Source organism: Rhodanobacter lycopersici (assembly GCF_040812335.1).
Classification (GTDB): domain Bacteria; phylum Pseudomonadota; class Gammaproteobacteria; order Xanthomonadales; family Rhodanobacteraceae; genus Rhodanobacter_A; species Rhodanobacter_A lycopersici.
In genome coordinates this window covers 17887-36141 of record NZ_JBFOHK010000007.1, presented here as the reverse complement: position 1 = coordinate 36141, position 18255 = coordinate 17887, and the positions used below count along the sequence as shown (strand labels likewise).

Sequence of the window (18255 nt, the reverse complement as noted above, 5' to 3'; positions counted from 1 at the left end):
CGACGACGGGAGACGTGCGTCCGCAGCGCCGAAAATCCTGTCCGATCGGCACTGCGGAGAAAGCTACGCATAGATCGAAGCTATCAGAAGCGGTATGCGACGGCGCTTCTCAACAGCCTGCTAGCAGGCCACAGGGGGGCCTACCCGTGAATCGCATCTATCGCCTCGTTTTCAATCGCACGCTCGGCATCATGCAGGTGGCATCGGAACTGGTGGCCGCACCCAAAGGCGCCGTGGTCGGGGGGGCTGACGCGCCCTCGAAACCGGGGCAGACACAGCGCCTGCTGGCGATGGCGGTAAGCGTGGCCTTGGCGGCCGTCGCCATGCCTGCCATGGCGCAGACCTGCACGCCGGGCGCGACGTCGGTGTGCGGCGTTAGTGGTGGAGACGCAATTGGCGCTATAGGCGGTGCGGGCGCAGTGACGTCGGGCACGTATGCGAATGGTGGTGGTTCTGGTGGCTCCAGCGGTTCCGGCTCCAACGGCCAAGGGGCGCAGGGCAGTGGCGGCATCGGTGGTGGCACTGTCGTTGATAGCGTCATCTGGCCTATGGCCGGCGGCGGTGCGGGCGGTTCGCAGGGCAACCATGGCAACGGCGGCGGCGGTGGCGGTGGCAAATATGCCAACTTGCCGGACGGTACTGGCGGTGGCGGTGGCGGTGGCGGCGGTGCGGGACTGGTCGCCAACGGTGCGTACTCGTTGACCATCGGCACCATCATTGGCGGCAACGGTGGTAAAGGCGCTGATGGCAGCATCGGCATCGGTGGCGGGAGCGGTGGTGGCGGTGGCGGTGGCGGTGGTGGCGCGGGTGTTTATGCGTCAGCCGGCGCGAACTTGACCATGGGTGCGGGGACCACGATTGCCGGTGGCAATGGAGGCGCGGGTGGCATCGGCAGCCCTGACGCTGCGGGCGGCGATGGGGGTGCGGGCGTCGTCGGCGCCGGTTTTGTGCTCAACAACGCGGGCGCGATCACCGGTGGCAATGGTGGCAACGGTGGTGGCAATGGTGGCGTGGGTGTCATCGCAGCAGGCAACGCCACCATCACCAACAGCGGCAGCATCGCGGGTGGCAACGACGGGCAGGCCGATGCGATCGATCTGTCCAACGGCGGCAACCTGCTGATTCTGCAATCCGGCTCGGTCATTATCGGTAATGTCGTCAGCAGCAGCGGTACGACCAACGGCGGCGACACGTTGGACCTGGATGGTGCCGGCACGCTCAGCGGTTCAATCGGCGAACTCGGTAGCGGCACGCAATACCAGGGCTTCAATGCTTATGAGAAGACCGGTTCGGGCACCTGGACGCTCGACGGCACCGTAAACGTCAGCGAGGCATGGTCCGTACAGGGTGGCGAGCTGGATCTGGCCGGTGCGGGCAGCAGCTTTACCGGCGGCTTTGGTATGGCCTCGGGCACTACCCTGACGGCGGCCGCGAACGTATCGGTGACTGGCACGGCTGGCGCCCATGGCGGCCCGGGTACCTATGGTTCGTCCGGCACATCACCTACCGCGGGTGGCGTGGGAGGCGCCGGTTACGCCGGCGGTGCTGCGGTCAGTGGCGCGGGTGTCACCGTGAACAACCAGGGCCAGATCACCGGCGGCGCCGGTGGTGCGGGTGGGCTTGGTGGTTACGGCGGTAGCGCTGCCATCTCCGGGCCGGACAGCTACGCGACGCTGGGGCCAGGTGCCAATGGCGGCGTCGGTGGTGCGGGTGGTGCGGGTGGTGCGGCGGTGACCGGGTCGGGCATGACACTCACCAATGCCGGCAGCATTACGGGTGGCCAAGGCGGTCAGGGTGGAGCGGGCGGTGTCGGCGGTGCCGGCGGCATGTACGAGAACATCCCACCCCCACCCATGCTCGCGTCCAACAGCAATGTGATGGCGCCCATGTCAGGTGGCAGCCTGACCGGGGGCAATGGTGGCATGGGCGGGGTGGGTGGCATCGGCGGCCAGGGTGGCGCGGGTGTCTATGCCACCTATACGAACACGCTGGTCAACAACGCAAGCATCACGGGTGGCCAGGGCGGCGCTGGCGGCCTGGGCGGGTATGGCGGCCAGGGCGGTTTAGTGGTGATTCCATCCTCCGGTTACACCCTCAATGGTGGTGCGGGTGGTACTGGTGGTATGGGCGGCAACGGTGGCGCAGGCGGTGTGGGTGTAAGCGGTGCATCCTTCACCCTTACGAGCAACGGCAGCATCACGGGCGGCCAGGGCGGCGCTGGCGGTCATGGCGGATATGGCGGCTACGGTGGCGGCGCCGGCGCGGAATTCGACATCGCCGTCATGAACGGTGGTGCAGGCGGCAGCGGTGGCGCGGGCGGCAGCGGTGGCGCCGGCGGCGCCGGCGTGAGCGGTGCATCCTTCATCCTTACGAACAACGTCGGCATCATCACGGGCGGCCAGGGCGGCCAGGGCGGCGACGGCGGATATGGCGGCGACGGCAGCTTTGGGTATTCGCCATCCAGCAGTGCCGTCACCAGTGATGGCGCGGGCGGCAACGGCGGCATGGGTGGCGCTGGCGGCGCTGGCGGTGCTGGCGTGAGCGGTACGTCCTTCACCCTTACGAATAACGGTTCGATTGCGGGAGGCAACGGCGGCAGCGGCGGCAACGGCGAGTATGGCAACGGCTGGAGGGAGCCGCCTCGGCCCTCTGTCACGGGCGGCGCCGGCGGCAGTGGTGGTGCGGGCGGCGACGGCGGCACCGGTGGTGCGGGCGTGAGCGGTACCAACTTCAGCCTTGCCAACGCCGGTTGGATCTACGGCGGCTCGGGTGGCCATGGCGGCAACGGTGGCGAGGGGTATGCCGGCCGCTACGGCTATGGCAACGGCGGCAATGGCGGCAACAATGGTGCGGGTGGTGCGGGTGGTGCGGGTGGCAGTGGTGTCGAGGGCACCCACTTTACCTTGACCAATGATGGGCTGGTTGCCGGCGGTCAGGGCGGCAATGGCGGCTATGCCGGTAATGGTGACGTAGCCGGTGCGGGCGGCGGCACGGATAACGGCAACGTGGGCACTAGCGGCAACGGCGGTGCCGGTGGTGCCGGTGGTGCCGGTGGCGCGGGCGGCGCAGCGGTGAGCGGCAGCTATTTCACGTTGACCAACAACGGCGTGACGCTCAACGGTCAATGGAGTGGTGGTCTGGTTGGCGGCACCGGTGGCGCGGGCGGCAATGGCGGTTATGCCGGCTACGGCGCCAACTCGTCGGCCACTACGAATGGCGGCATCGGCGGAGCCGGTCTCGCGGGCGGTCAAGGTGGTGCAGGTGGCGCAGGCGTCACCGGCAGCAACTTCGTCCTCACCAACAACCAACTCATTGAGGGCGGTACCGGTGGCGATGGTGGCTGGGGTGGCGTGGGCGGGACGGGCGGTTACTCGTATGCGGGCACTGCAGGGCATGCCGGTGCGATGGGCGTTGGTGGCGCGGGTGGTGCAGGCGGCAACGGTGTGGAGGGTAGCCAGTTCACCCTGACCAACGCTGGGGGGATCGTCGGCGGTGGCGGTGGCAATGGTGGCAATGGTGGCGCGGGCCCGTCCTACGGTGCCTACGTGGGCGGCATTACTTACAGCGGCGTCGCTGGAAACGGTGCCGTGGGCGTGGCGGGTGGCGCTGGCGGCGCCGGCGGTGCGGGGGTCGCGGTCGGCGGTAGCAGTGCGACCAACGCCATCGTCGTCAACGACGGCTCCAGCTATATCGCCGGTGGCGCGGGCGGCGTTGGTGGCCAGGGCGCCTATGGTGGCCGGGGCGGGCGGTCCTATGCAGCCTCGGGTACCCCGGGCAATGGCGGCAACGGCGGCAACGGTGGTGTGGGTGGCGCAGGCGGTGCGGGCGTCACCGGCAACGGCTTTGCGCTCACCAACAGCGGGGGCGTTTATGGCGGTTACGGTGGTTACGGTGGCTCTGGCGCCATGGGCCAGGAAGGCGGCGCCGGCGCGAACGATACGTATGGCACGACCGGCCTCTCCGGCGGGGGCGGCGATGGCGGTATGGGTGGTGCTGGTGTCAGCGGCTCGGTCTTTACCGCCACCAATGCCAGTACCGGCACCATTGCCGGCGGTGCCGGCGGCCAGGGCGGTGCCGGTGGCACGGCCAATCTAGCTTCGGGCGTGGGGGGGAGCGGTGGTAACGGGGGGAATGGCGGTACGGGCGTCAGCGGCATCGGGTTCACCTTGAGCAATGCTGGCACCATCGCCGGCGGTAACGGTGGCGCGGGCGGTAATGGCGGGATGTCGTATGGAGTCTCAGGGGCGGGCGGCAATGGCGGCGCCGGTGGCGCGGGCGGTGCGGGTGTCAGCGGTTCCCAGTTCACTCTTGTCAACACCGGCACCGTATACGGCGGCAGCGGCGGTGCGGGCGGTGCGGCGGGCGATAACTCCAACGACGGCGCCAGCGGTGTGGCCGGGGCCGGCGGTGCCGGTGGCGCGGGCGTGGTATCGACCGGCGGGTCGACCATCGTCAACGCGGGCACCATCGCCGGCGGCGTACAGGCCGACGCGGTGGATCTCTCCGGCGGCGGCAACACGCTGGTGGTCGAAGCCGGCTACGTGTTTACCGGCAATGTCGTCAGCACCAGCGGTAGCACCCATGGTGGCGATACATTCGCGCTCGGCGGCAGCACCAATGCCACCTTTAACCTGGACCAGGTCGGTGCGGTGGGTAGCGGTGCGGCGATCCAGGGCTTCAACCAGTTCGCCAAGATCGGCACCAGTACCTGGACGCTGAGCGGCACCGGCAACACAAGCCAATCGTGGACGATCACCGACGGCACGCTGGTGGGCACCAGCACCAGCATCGTCGGCAACGTGACGTTCGCGCCGGTCAGCGGCGGCAGCGCCAACCTCACGTTCGATCAGTCGACCAACGATGTGTACAACGGCGTGATCAGCGGCGACGGCTCACTGACCAAGGACGGCAGCGGCACGCTCACGCTTACCGGTAACAACAGCTACACCGGCGCCACGACCATCCATGCCGGCACGTTGCAGATCGCCAGCGCCGGCAACGTTACCCTCAGCGGCCCGATCGGCGGCAGCGGCAGCTTCACGCAGGCAGGCAGCGGCACGGTGATCCTCGACGGCGTGAACACCTACACCGGCGGCACCACCGTGCAGTCGGGCACGCTGGAAGTGGGTGACGTTTCGCACACCACCGCGTCACTGCAGGGCGACGTGACGGTCGATGCAGGCGGCACGCTGCGCGGCCACGGCACCATCAGTGGCGACGTGACCAGTGACGGCATGGTGTGGCCGGGCGGTTCGGTCGGTGTGCTGACCATCAACGGCACCTACACGCAGAACGCGGATGGGGCGTTGCAGATCGACGTGACGCCGACGCAGGCGTCGGCGCTGGTGGTGAACGGCAACGCCAGTCTGGCCGGTGCGCTGAACCTCATCTACGCCCCGGGTACGTACGACGCGGGGACCTACGCGCTGGTGAAGGCCCATGCGTTGACGGGCCAGTTCGCCACCACCACGTCCAGCGGTGCGGTGCCGACGATCAACGATCCGGCGCTGAGCTACAGCGCGACGGAGGCGGATCTGGTGCTTGGCCCGGCGGTGGTCGCGCCGCACGACAGCGCGCTATACGCCAACCTGATGCGCAGCCAGAACCTGGTCGGGCAGCAATCCCTGGCCACCGTGCTCGGTGCCACGCTGCGTTCGGGCGATGCGGCTTGCAACGGCACGGACGCCGCGCACGCCAACACGGTGGCGTCGTTCTGCCACAGTGACCTGTGGATGCAGTACAGCGGCAGCAGCGATGCGCTGACGGGCAGCAACGGCCTCAACAGCAGCGTGTTCGGCTTGCAGGGCGGCTTGGATCATGCCGTGACGGAGGGGGTGCGCCTAGGCGTGGAAGCGGGCTACGACCGCATCAACGGCAACGACCGCAACGGTGGCAACGGCAGCATCGACAGCGTGCACGGCGGTGTGTATGCCGATGCCGATGCCGGTCCGGTGGTGCTGTCGGGCACGCTCGACGAGACGCACAGCAGCTATCAGGTGTATCGCCAGACCGGCATCGGCCACGGCGTGGCCGGCCCGGACGGCAACACCACGGCGGCGGCGGTGCAGGCTGCGTGGCCGCTCGTCGCGGCACAGTGGCAGGTGACGCCGGCGGTGGGCGCGTTGTACCAGCACCAGACGCTCGGCAGCTTCAGCGAGACGATACCGGGCAGCAACCCGTTGGCCGGCGCGTTCGCCCTGGACGGTGCGTCTGGCACGTACACCACCGTGCAGCCGTATGCGCAGGTGTCGTTCTCCCACGCGTTCGTGGCGCAAGGCATCCGCTACCTGCCGCAGTTCAACGTCGGCTATCGCTACGACACGCGTGGCAGCAACCCGGTGGTGCAGGCGAGCAGCCAGGATGGCACGATGTTCCTGCTGCCGGGCGCTGCGCTGGGTCGCGGCATGGCCACGGTGGGGGCGCGTATCACCGCACAGGCGGGCGCCTCGTGGAGCCTGTACCTGGATTACCAGGGCCAGTTCGCCAGCCATCTCAGCGACAACGCACTGAGCGTGGGCTTTGCCAAGGCATTCTAAGCTCGCAACACGGATCGCCCCAGCGAAAGCTGGGGCGATCGAGCCTGCCCAAGACACACCGGGATCCGGCGCCGTCAGGGCACCGCAGTGATCAGCACACGCTATGCGATGAGCGTGCGCTGCATGATGAGTTCGCCACTGGGTGCCATGCCGTCATGCACGAAGCCCAGTCTGGCAAGAATGCCCTGCGCGGCACGTCGCTCGAGCTTGCGATTCTCGATGGTCATGACCAGGCGGCGAGGGCCGCCTGGTTCATGCGCCAGTGCCTCGAAGCCTTCGATCATGCGCTTCATCAACTGGACATTCAGGCCCACTCGCCGGCTGTCCGAACCGATGAACATGCGTACGAAGCCGTATGAACGGCCATCGCCATCGATGTGGATCGCCACGGTACAAACGCCGGCGATGCTCCCGAGTTCTCCATCCTGAAGCACGCATGCCACTTCAAACGATCGTCGCCATGCTTCGTCCGGGCTGGTCAACGCCCCTTCCCGCAGCCAGAACGCGATGATCTCACGCCGCCATGCCGTGGTGAGGTGGCCGAACACCCATTGGGTTTTGAATTGGCGAATCGTACTGGCCATGACATGGACACTCATGAATGAGTCACAACATTCGGTATTGGCACGATGAAACAAACGAGAGCGTTCGAGCAGCGCCTGCTGTGGCCAGTTTCAGGTCATCACCATCAATCTTATACATACGGACGCTCACCTCGCGGAAGAAGGGCAAGCATTTGTCGATACCGAGAGAAGCGACGTTCCGTACGAAATCGGAGCCGGGTAGCCGAACAAATAGCCTTGCCCCCACCGGCATCCCATCGCAATCAGCTTGTCGCGGTGCTCTTGCGTCTCAATCCCTTCGGCGATGACCTCAATACCCAGGGTCTTGGCGAGAGCCAGAATAGCCGACACGACGGTCGAGCTGTCGATCTCGGGGGATTTTTCAAGTTCATTCACAAAGTTGCGGTCGATCTTTAACATGCACAGAGGCAATGTATGCAGATAACGCAAAGATGAATAGCCAGTGCCGAAATCATCAAGTGCCGAACCTATGCCATAGTCGCGTAACCGTAGCATCATGAGTCGGGCCGATTCTGGATTGTCCAGTACGCTATCTTCCGTGATTTCCATGACAATCCTCCCTGGGGGAAGTCCATTGCGTTCGAGTAGTGAAACAAGCTTGGTGTCGAAATCCTCGCGGTTCAGATGCACGGCCGGGACGTTGATGGTGAGGTAGATGCCCTCCGGGGCATGCTGTGCGAATGCCATGAAACTGAGTTCGAACATTTTCCAGTCAATATCCTCGATCAGCTTGCAGTCCTTGGCGGCCTCGAGAAATTCCGAAGGTTCCAGCAGCCCGCGTGAAGGATGGTGCCACCGTATGAGCGCCTCGTAGCCAACCACTAGGCCGCTTTCAAGACTGCAAATTGGCTGAAAGTATGGCTCAAACTGATTCTGTTGCAGGGCGTGACGCAGATCGTCTTCCAATACCAGGTTGTTGATTAGCTCTTTGGCCAAGGTCTCGTTGAAAAGTTCGAAACGCCCGCGACCAAGCCGCTTGGCGCGGTATAGAGCGAGATCTGCATCAAGCAACACCTGATCCACTGTCCGATAATGGCCATCGCAAATCACGATACCCATGCTGGCCGATACTTTGAGCTCCCGCCCTGCAATCTGCAGTGGTTCATCAAGGACATCCATTAGCCGCTGGGCCATTTGCATCACCTCTGCCGAAGTTCCGACATTTTCCAGCAGCACAGCAAATTCGTCACCGGACAACCGGGCTACCAAGTTGGGTTGGCGAATACATCCGGCCAGTCGACCAGCCATCTCTCGCAGCACCTCGTCGCCAGCCAGATGCCCACGACTATCATTGATGCTCTTGAAGCGATCCACATCCAGATAGAGCAAGGCATAACTTCGGTCGGGCTCAAGCAGGGTGGCTTGCTGCACGCGACAGACTCGATCATGCAGGCAGCGGCGATTGGGCAGGTCGGTGAGTGCATCGTGCATGACCAGATGGCTTAGCTGCTCTTGGGCATGCTGCTTCCCCAGGATTTCCCGGCACAGATCCCGTGTACGTTCCTGCACGAGGCGACGCAGGGATTCGGAGGTCCGTCGCCGGTCGAGGCTGATAGCGATCTGGGAAGCGACGAAGTTCAAGAGATCCAGATCAGCCTCGGTGTAGGTGATCGCCGCGCGGTAGCTCAGCAGGGAAATCAGCCCAAGCGTTTTTCCACCGGTGACCAGCGGGACTACCAACCAACTGCTGGGCACACTGCTGCCAGTCCAGTCGCCAATCTCGCCTGCTTCGATAAGCTGCCGTATGGTTCCAGCATCACCCGTCATTGGCCTGCCTTGCATAAACACGTGCCTATGCAGATCCCGTCTCGTCGACTTTGAGGGCAAGGATTCCCCGAATTCGTTCACATCATAGACGGGTCTCAAGCTCATCCCATCCCAAGAGGCCAGCACAATAGCGAAATTCTTGACCTCCAGAAGTAGCCCCATCGCGGCATGGACACGTTGGTAGAACGCGCCAATCTCGATATCGGCCGTCGCGAGCTGGGTAATCTGGAAGAGAGCTGTCTGAAACAGCTCGGCGCGCTTTCGCTGGTTGACCTGCCGCTGCAGCTCATGCACCGTCTCGGTCAATTCCAATGTCCGTAGCAAAACCTGCTTCTCTAAAACCTGCTTGGCCAGTTTTCGCTCCAGTGCGACAAGGATATGGCCACCGATAAGCTCCAGTAGCGCCTGGTCGTCCTCCGAAAATCCCTTGTCTATCCGATAGCTCTGTACCGCCACGACGCCGCGTACCTGCGTACCTTGTCGCATCGGGACGCCGAGCCAGTCGATGCTGTCGGTCCCGATGACGGTATGTGGTTCGGATAGCTGCTCTCGCACCTCTGCGGTCGTCCCTAGAAAAGACTTTCCAGAGCTGATCACATGCCAAGCAAGAGAATGTTCAATGGCGGTGAGAGGGATTTCGTCACCGTTCGTGGGACTGGCTGTATCCACGTTGTCCACGTAATAGATATATCGGACGGTGTTGTCGCCGTCATCGTACAGTGCAACGAAGAAATTTTCGGCATACATCAGTGTCTGGACGACGGTGTGAACGTCCCGCAGTATGTCGGGCACGCTCAGACTGGAGGCCGCCAGCTCGGCGATGGCAAAGAGCGCTTGATGCAAGTGTCCGGAGCGTTCAAGTAATTGCGGCGATCGTTTCATATCGATCTGCTTCAACAACGCGCCTAGATGGCTGCCTGCCAGATGAAGCATTGGCTGCAACGCCGTAATAAATGGCTCAGGATCGCAACCATCCTGCAGTGTTAGCAGGAGCAGCACTGGGCGGGGATTCTCACACAGGCGAAGTACCACTTCATGACGGGTCGAGGCATGTCTAGTAGTGCCGGTAACGACGGCGTCATCAAGCCATGAATCTTTCAGATCTTCGTTCTCTTGCTGCAACTTATCGTCGAGGTTCCACAACACTTTTGCTTCCGCGCATTCGACATAGCCCTTGACGAAGTCGACGACCAAGTGTTCTAGATCACCGGGCGTCGTGGTCATATCAAGTTGCTTCAGCCATAAAGACTGCGGCGACTCGTCGGACGAGACCTCGAATGCTAGGGAATCGGTCATCGAAGGAAGCTATGGGCAAGAGTCGTGCATGTAGGCGAGCGCTGGGCGGCGGCAGGTGGCAGATGGATGCCTTCATCAGGACTCACGCAATCATCCGTCGGATTCGCGCATGTACCTGTCTCCAAGTGTCGTGCCGACGAACGGCTGAATACGACACTTCATTCCACCCCGTCATTCCATGACTGCAGTAGAGTCAAAAACTGCGCGCCTGTGGCGTGGGGGTGGAGAAAGATGAAGCGATTACCGCCATTCCTCCGTGCTGCTGCCGTACACGGCAGGCCATCCAGGGAGGTGATGGTTGCAGGGAAGCACTCCCTTGCATTCCACTGCACTTGATGCACTTGGCCATGCTGCGGGCCGCCTGCAATAACGCACTCCCGAATATTTTCCATAAGACTTGTCTCTCAGTGGGCCAATACGCCTGGGCATACACAGGCAGCTGTCAACGGTAGTGCCTTCGCGTTCTCAGTCCGGTATAAGCAATAAGCTTGCCAATCGGAGAGTAATGACTGAACGTCATTATTCGGGCGAAGGAGGAGGGGCAAGGCAGACCCGCGCGCTCGGTAGCACGGTTTTCAAGATCCAGCTGATTACTTAGTTCTTTTGCTGAAGAAGCCGGGGTGATCCTTACATCACTGCTTCAGGATCTGTTGCAACAGATAGCCGTTGTGGAAGTCTGGCGCAGCATTCCAATGCCGGTTGCAGATCCTTGCACGAACGGAGCCAGATGATGGCAAGGGCGTCGTTGTCGTTGATGTGACCATGACACGTTCGACCACGCCAACGGCCTGTGGGCGGCGCGGCCTGATGAGGCAGTGCTCGATGCCAAGCAGGGCGGGTAGTCATTCGACACACCCTGTCCAGCGGTCCGGGGATGACGCCTCCATCAAGCGCCTCAACCGGGCCTGCCGTGCATGAGGCACTTCAGCGCGGCTCGCAGACGGCTGCGATGCCGCGTGGCGGCTCCAGGTCGGCTGCAACGAGTATCAGCATCGCAACACTTTCGGCGGCATGACATCGTCCGAGTGCCGCAGCCACCACGCTGAAATTTCTACTCCCCAGGTGCCTGTTGGGCATAAAGCGTGTGGACCGGGCGAGAGGCATCTGGCATTGTTTGATGCACATTCACGGCTCAGGTCGCGCTTCTAGTGCGTCCTTTTATTTTCCGTGACTTTGAACTCTTATATCTCCATGTTTTCGAGTGCCACATATGGTGGACGAATACTTTCGAAACGTGGCTCGATGCGATGTATGGCAATGTCCGCAATAACATCTTGGCCATTGATGACAAAGGGTCTCGATGAAACGGTCATCGCAATCATTTCATCGAAGAGGTGCTCGTCGATATTGTATTCGTCGGTAAAAGATACGCGTAAATATAACCGTTCGTTGCAACTGTCTATGGATACGTTGGCAAATTCATGTATCTCTAGGTGTCTAAGCCGACTTTTTATATCGTACATCAGTGACCGGGCGAACGCCGTGTCGTACGTATTGATGAAGTGATCGAAGTTGGCTACGCAGATCAGCCTGTAGATAGAGCGGTGAACGGCGTTTTTGCGATCGCTCTCGCATGCGCGAGTAAGTTGGCGATTTGTTGAATCTTTTCCCATCAAGGCCAACATAAGCTCCATGTCCAATGCGCACCTCTTTTTGAACGTCGAATTTTCCGCGTCTCTGAATTCGATATTTGTCCGCTCTGATGATCGGCACATTTGGCTCATCCATACGGCGAACGACAGCTCAGTCCGCACGGGGTTCGTGTGATTCTGTGCCTGCTGCCGGTGTGGCAATCAATATTCGTGCCAAAGCGCCATGTTCGATGGATGGAGCGTGAGGCAGCTCGCGGTTGCGACATTTCGTCTCACGATGGATGGCGTAGAGTTCATTCGACCCTGATCGCTTGGGGCATCGGTGCGTATGGCGCCCATTTCGCTGGTGAACGTGATATTGGCTCTCGTGTATTTGGGTACATTCGCACGTTCAATCCGACGATTTGTCCCGCGCACATGTTCTTTCCTGTGGTGGTTGATGTGCCCCGATCTGTGCAGTGCGACATTCCGTTTCAATCGAATATCCCGTGCTCACTAGGAAGGTGCCGTGCGACTGGTTCCCGTGTCGTCGCCGAGGTCGCGGCCGCCACGTTCGCCGCCGTGCTCGCCGCGGTATGCGCCAGGTTCGCGTGTCATCCATACCGATGTGCGCCCTCATCCCGAATGCCGCTGCTGGCCCTTCTTCGTGGGGTGCATCGCGGCGGCGCGCGTCTTGTTTTGTTCTTCGTCGAGAGTGGCGCCGCGATGATCGTCGCGTCCACGGTGGTACCTTGTGACGGCGTCATGCTGTGCCGCTTCAGGTGCTCGCTCACCGTGGCGAACAACTAGCGGGCCGGGCCGTGCTGCTCCATGAAGGTACCGATACTTGCATGCCGTCGTTTCGTCCGGCGCGCCTTGCCTGGCCAAGGCCGACGCCCACGAACCGACGCATCGCCGCCGAGTCGTACGACGCTTGATTTCTTCGTCCATCACGATGCTCATGGTGTGCCCCTCTGTGCGGTGGCACTGAGCAGGGATTCATTGGGTCATTACAGGGGCACTGCAACGGAAATCATGAGACATATCGTCGCTTCACGAAACCTAGTGACGCATAAATATCACGTGTCAAACGACGATCGTGTGCAGCTATAGGGCCAGTTTTATAGGCGGTTGCTTATTGAGTTGCTACGCATAGGTGTCCACTCGTACGTTGGCACATATTTTGCATTAAATCATGTCACCTAATCTTTCCGATGAAAGGAAATTGCATGATTTATCGCGTCTTGAAAACAGAAGAAGAGCGGGCGCGAGCCAAAAATTTGAAGCGGAAAACACTCGATCATCATGTGATGCTCTGCATCATGCTTATGGCTTTGTCGCCTCTTCCCGTGCTGGCCAATGATCTTGTCGTCAGCAATGGTCAAACGCTCGCCCTTGGCTCGCTTACGACGAGCGATGCGGTGTTGGTGGGCAATGGCAGCGCCGGCACGCTGGATCTTGGTGCGGGCAGCAACCTGGTCTTGAACACGACGAATGAGAGCACCGTATCGCGCATCGAAATCGGTAACGGTGGCAGCGGTGTGCTCAATCTGAGCGGTGGCTCGATCACTTTCAATATTGCGAACGGCAGCCCCGCCACCGCCACCTCGATTGGCCATATCTGGGTGGGTGGCGGAGCGAATAACACCTCCGGCGGCAGCGGTGCTCTCAACATGACGTCGGGTGTTATCCAATTCGTTCCGGAAACGGTCGGTACACCTAACTACGGCACCATCGCTGTCGGCGAGGGCACTGGTGTCAGCGGTACATTCAACCAGTCGGGCGGTGAGGTGGAATTCCAGTCAGGCGGTGCCTTGAATGTCGGCGCGCTTGGGGGAAACGGCGCGTATGTGCTCAGCGGCAACGCGGTCATGGATGCCGCACAAGGCGGCATGACCGCATATATCGGTTCGGGTACCAGTGACAACAATGGTAGTGGCGCGACCGCGACGGGATCGTTGACCATCTCCGGTAATGCGCAATTCGCGATGATGCCCGGCGCTCAGGGCAACAACCAATTGTTTGTCGGCGATGCCAAATCGACCGGTTCCATCGTCCAGGACGGTAGCGGCTCCGTAGTCACCCTGGACGTTGCCAATGCCATCCAGTTCGGCAGCAATGTGAACGATACTGGTGGCGCGAACGGCGGCGGTACTGGCAGCTATGTGCTTTCCGCGGGCACGTTGAATGTCAACGACGTGGGCGGATCGGATGAAATGATTTTCGGCAGCGCCGCCGGCGGTACGGGCAATTTCGTCATCAGTGGCGGTACCGCCAACATCGCTACCCAGCTTCTGGTCGCTTCGGTGGCCGGATCAACCGGCGACATTCACCAAACAGGGGGCACGTTATCGCTTACTGATGGTGCAAAGCTAAGCTTTGGTGCGGGCAATGGGTCGTATGAATTGCTGGGTGGAACCCTGCTCGTAGGAGGTACCAACGGCATCTCCGGACCCGGAGCGTTTGAGCTGGGCAACGCAACGCTTGGCGTTCAAGGCAGCAACCTTTCATCCAGTGTCAATGCCACGCTGCTTGCCGGGACAACATTTACCTTCGACACACAAGGTTTCGGTGCGACGTGGTCCGGCGTTTTGTCGGGCGGTGGCAATCTCACCAAGGCCGGTGCCGGAACGCTCACGCTGACTGGTGCCAATACCTATACCGGTGACACCACGATCGCAGGCGGTACCCTGGCGTTGTCTGGGCAGGGCAGTCTGGCATCCAGCACCAACCTGATCGACAACGGCACGTTCGACATTTCAGTCGTCACGGCTGGCTCCGGCAGCGGACCGGCCGATGTGGCGGTGGGAAGTCTTTCGGGCAATGGCACGATCCTCAACGGAACGAATGCGCTGCTCGTTGGTGGCAACAACGCCAACACCAGCTTTTCGGGGACCATCATCAATACGGGTGATGGCTGGGATGCTGCTTACGGCACCTTCTCGAAAGTCGGCAGCGGCACGTTGACCATCGACGGCGCGACGATTGAGCATGGCGAATCCTACGTCATGGACGGAACGCTCGCACAAACGTCCGGCAATTCCGCGATTGACTATCTCTCGGTCGGAACGGGCACGACAGGCAGCACGCCGAATGTTGGCGCACTCACTGTCAGTGGCGGCACGATCACCTTTGGAACTGGCCTGCAGGTAGGCGATTGGGGCGGTACTGGCACGGTGACGCAGACCGGTGGCACGGTCATTGTTGATGATGGTTGCGGTGATCTCGCGCATTGTGCGTCGCTCAACATCGGCAGCCAGGGGGGTACGGGAAGCTACAACATTTCCGGTGGAACCTTGGCGTTTAGTAGCGGCTTCTTCGATATCGGGCGCAATACCAGCAGCAATCCCGCCAGTCATGGCACGCTTGCTATCAGTGGCAACGCGATCGTGGATGTCGCCCAGAGCAGCGCCATGATCATCGGCGACTGGCTGTCGATGGGCACATCGGGTGCGCTGGCTGGTACCGGCGTGGTCAACCAGACGGGAGGCACGCTTGCCGTCGATGGCACGTCGCGGCTTTACCTTGCCGGAAGCGGCGATGGTACCTACAACCTCTCCGGGGGCACGCTTCAAATCGGTGGCAATTCGCTACTCGGTGACTACAACAATTTTGGTGGCCACTACGCCTTCAATCTGGGTGGTGGTTCGATCCAGGTGATTGGTTCGGCGTTGAACACCAGCGTGAACGCCAATCTGGTGAATGGAACTACATCGACCATCGATACGAACGGCATCGGTGCCACATGGAATGGCGTGCTGTCTGGCCAGGGTGCGTTGGCCAAGAATGGCGCTGGAACATTGGTGCTAACTGCAGACAATACCTACGGCGGCGGCACCTTGCTCAACGGCGGCACCTTGCTGGTGAGCAGCGATGCGAATCTTGGCGATGCCTCAGGTGCGCTGACCTTCAATGGTGGCGTGTTGGAGAACGCCGCCTCGTTCACTACATCGCGCAACATCAACCTCGCCGGTGACGCGACCTTCTACACCGATGCGGGCACGACGCTCATCGATACGGCCGGCACGATCGCCGGCACCGGCCCGATCAACAAGGAGGGCACGGGTACGCTTGTGCTGGGCGCGGATGACACCACCGGCGGCGTGAACGTTGGTGCGGGCACGCTGCAACTGACCGGCGTAAGCACGGATACGGGGGCGAGCAATATCGCTGCCGGCGCCACGTTGGCGATCACAGGCGGCGGTTCGGATGCGGGCGCGTCGAGCATCAACAACGACGGTACGTTCGACATCAGCACAGCGACGCGCTCGCAATCGATTACCGGACTTGCCGGCAGTGGCGTAGTAAATCTGGGCACGCAATCGTTGGCATTGACGGAGGCCAGTGGCACTTACTCGGGCGTCATTGTCGGGAGCGGTGGTCTATCCATTGATGGTGGATCGGAGACGTTGACAGGGATCAATACCTACTCAGGCCAAACAACGGTGATGGGAAGCTTGGGCATTGATGGTGCGTTGGCAAACTCTTCCGTGGTTGTAGGTTCTGCCGGCACGTTGAGTGGTACGGGATCCGTTGCAGGCCTGGTGGCGCAAAGCGGTGCAGTGGTGGCACCTGGCGATCATGGCGTGGGCACGTTGACCGATCATGGCGACTACTCTCAAGCCAATGGGGCGAAGTTGCAGATATCTGTATCGTCGGGTGCAAGTTCGACTCCGTTCGTCTCGGTTGACGGTAAAGCCAACCTGTCTCAAGGAGCGGTGCTCAGCTTGACGAATACGCAGGGCTGGAACTACGCGGAAAATCCAAGCTACATGGTGCTCACGGCGGCAGGTGGCGTTACTGGAACCTACGTCTTGGCCAATAACCAGATCTCCGCGTTTTATCAACTCTTGGCCAGCTATGACGCGAATCATGTCTACCTGTCTGCCGACCAGGTGCGTTCTTTTGCTGATGCTGCCCAGACATCGAATGAGCTCCAGACAGCTACAAGCCTCAATGCGTTGCCGTCGGATAGCAGCCTGCGCAATGCGGTGGCAGCACTCCCCAATGATGCTGCGGCACGTGCGGCATTCAATCAGCTGTCTGGTGAACTGTATGCTTCCGCGCATAGTGTGCTTGTCGAACAAAGCCACCTGACGCGTGACGCTGTAAGCGATCGCCTGCAACAGACGCTCTGCAACGGGGACGATATCGCTGGACCAAACAATCAGACTCACGCCTCTCTCGACACCTGTGCCACCGACGGTGTGGTTGCCTGGGAGCGAGTTCTCGATGGCTCCGGGCATCAAGATGGCAACGGTAATGCGAGCCGGCTGGATGATTCCGTTAGCGGCGTTATGGTCGGTGCGGATACTCGTATCTCCGATAATTGGCACGTGGGCATGCTCGGTGGGTACGAGCAGTCCAATATCAACATCAATGCCATGAGGGATAGCGCGAGGAGCGACAGCTACGATCTGGGGCTCTACGGTGGCAGTCGATATGGGAGCATCTACGTACAGACCGGAGCGACCTACGCGTGGCAGACATTCAATACAAACCGTCCGGTGGACTTCGGCAATTTCTTGGCCGACAACGTTGGTAGATATAAAGCCAACACGGGGCAGCTTTTTGGCGAGGTAGGTTATCTATCCAGGCTTGGGGCCATATCGCTTACGCCATTTGCTGCCGCCGCATACATTAATACCCGCAGTTACGCGTTCAAGGAAGCTGGATCAGTGGCGGCACTTGATGGCAACTCGACTGCATTGAATAACGCGCTTTCTACGCTAGGCGTACATGCATTGTCGGTGTTCCACGCGGGCGGCGTAACGTGGACCGTTGATGGCTCTCTTGGCTGGCAACACATCTACGGAAAGCTTGTGCCGAAAGGCGATTTCACTTATCAGGAAGGAAATGCCTTCACTTCGGCAGGTTTGCCCTTGGCGCATGATTCGGCTGTCGCGGATGTCGGGCTTAGCGTGGCGCTGAAACATGGGCTGGCACTCGGTGCCAGCTATGGCGGCCAGTTTGGGGGTGGCATCCGTGACAACGACGTTCGGGGGCGGTTGACTTGGACCTTCTGATACAACCTCCCGCGTTCCGGCGTGAGCCACTGTTCGCTGCATCGGTCGCCCTTTGCGCGATGGAGCAAAATTTGATGCCATAGGATGGCAATTCTTCCTTGGCACGATGGTTGCTCCCACTATGTTGAGCCCATGCTGGGTTGCCCGCATCGGTAGCCGCGCATGGTGCTCACATGGTAATTCCCCTTGTAAGCCCCTATCGCCGTGATGGCGCCTATCCCCTGCCCTAGGAAACTCAGATGGAATAAGCCCTTCTTCGGAAGGGCTTTTTTTTGCTCAAGCGTTGAAGAAATCGATGCACATGTAGCGCGCGCACGCGTTGCAACCACGTTCCTCGCATCAAGACGTTGTCCAGCCATTGGGGTGATGATCCTGGGCCGGTACGCATCGTCGTCACCCGTCAGTTTATTTCACGATGCACGCAATTTGTGGTCGATTTGTGACGTAAGTCCAAACACACTTTGAATATTGTGAA

At 61.0% G+C, this 18255-nt stretch carries 6 protein-coding genes; 2 read left to right on the top strand and 4 right to left on the bottom strand.

Annotation, left to right across the window (positions count from 1 at the left end):
* Positions 1 to 146 precede the first annotated feature (146 nt).
* Complete coding sequence (locus tag ABQJ54_RS18950; RefSeq protein ID WP_367855895.1) at positions 147 to 6536, top strand: ESPR-type extended signal peptide-containing protein; 6390 nt, start codon at positions 147 to 149, stop codon at positions 6534 to 6536.
* Positions 6537 to 6637: 101 nt separating this feature from the next.
* On the opposite strand, the gene ABQJ54_RS18945 is transcribed toward ABQJ54_RS18950, so the two are convergent.
* From ABQJ54_RS18945 to ABQJ54_RS18930, 4 genes are all read right to left on the bottom strand, one after another.
* Positions 6638 to 7135 (bottom strand): hypothetical protein, encoded by a 498-nt coding sequence (locus tag ABQJ54_RS18945; protein WP_367855894.1) that lies wholly within the window; start codon positions 7133 to 7135, stop codon positions 6638 to 6640.
* Positions 7136 to 7246: 111 nt separating this feature from the next.
* Positions 7247 to 10183, bottom strand: coding sequence for a bifunctional diguanylate cyclase/phosphodiesterase (locus ABQJ54_RS18940; protein WP_367855893.1), 2937 nt, complete (start codon positions 10181 to 10183; stop codon positions 7247 to 7249).
* A 1181-nt stretch (positions 10184 to 11364) separates the two neighbouring features.
* The gene (locus tag ABQJ54_RS18935; protein ID WP_367855892.1) at positions 11365 to 11817 is read right to left on the bottom strand and encodes a hypothetical protein; all 453 of its coding nucleotides are present in this window, start codon (positions 11815 to 11817) and stop codon (positions 11365 to 11367) included.
* 573 nt (positions 11818 to 12390) lie between these two features.
* Entirely contained in the window at positions 12391 to 12717 is a 327-nt protein-coding gene (locus tag ABQJ54_RS18930; RefSeq protein WP_367855891.1) for a hypothetical protein, read from the bottom strand.
* A gap of 251 nt (positions 12718 to 12968) precedes the next feature.
* Here ABQJ54_RS18930 and ABQJ54_RS18925 point away from each other — a divergent pair, with 251 nt between their 5' ends.
* Complete coding sequence (locus ABQJ54_RS18925) at positions 12969 to 17780, top strand: autotransporter domain-containing protein (RefSeq protein ID WP_367855889.1); 4812 nt, start codon at positions 12969 to 12971, stop codon at positions 17778 to 17780.
* Positions 17781 to 18255: the final 475 nt, after the last annotated feature.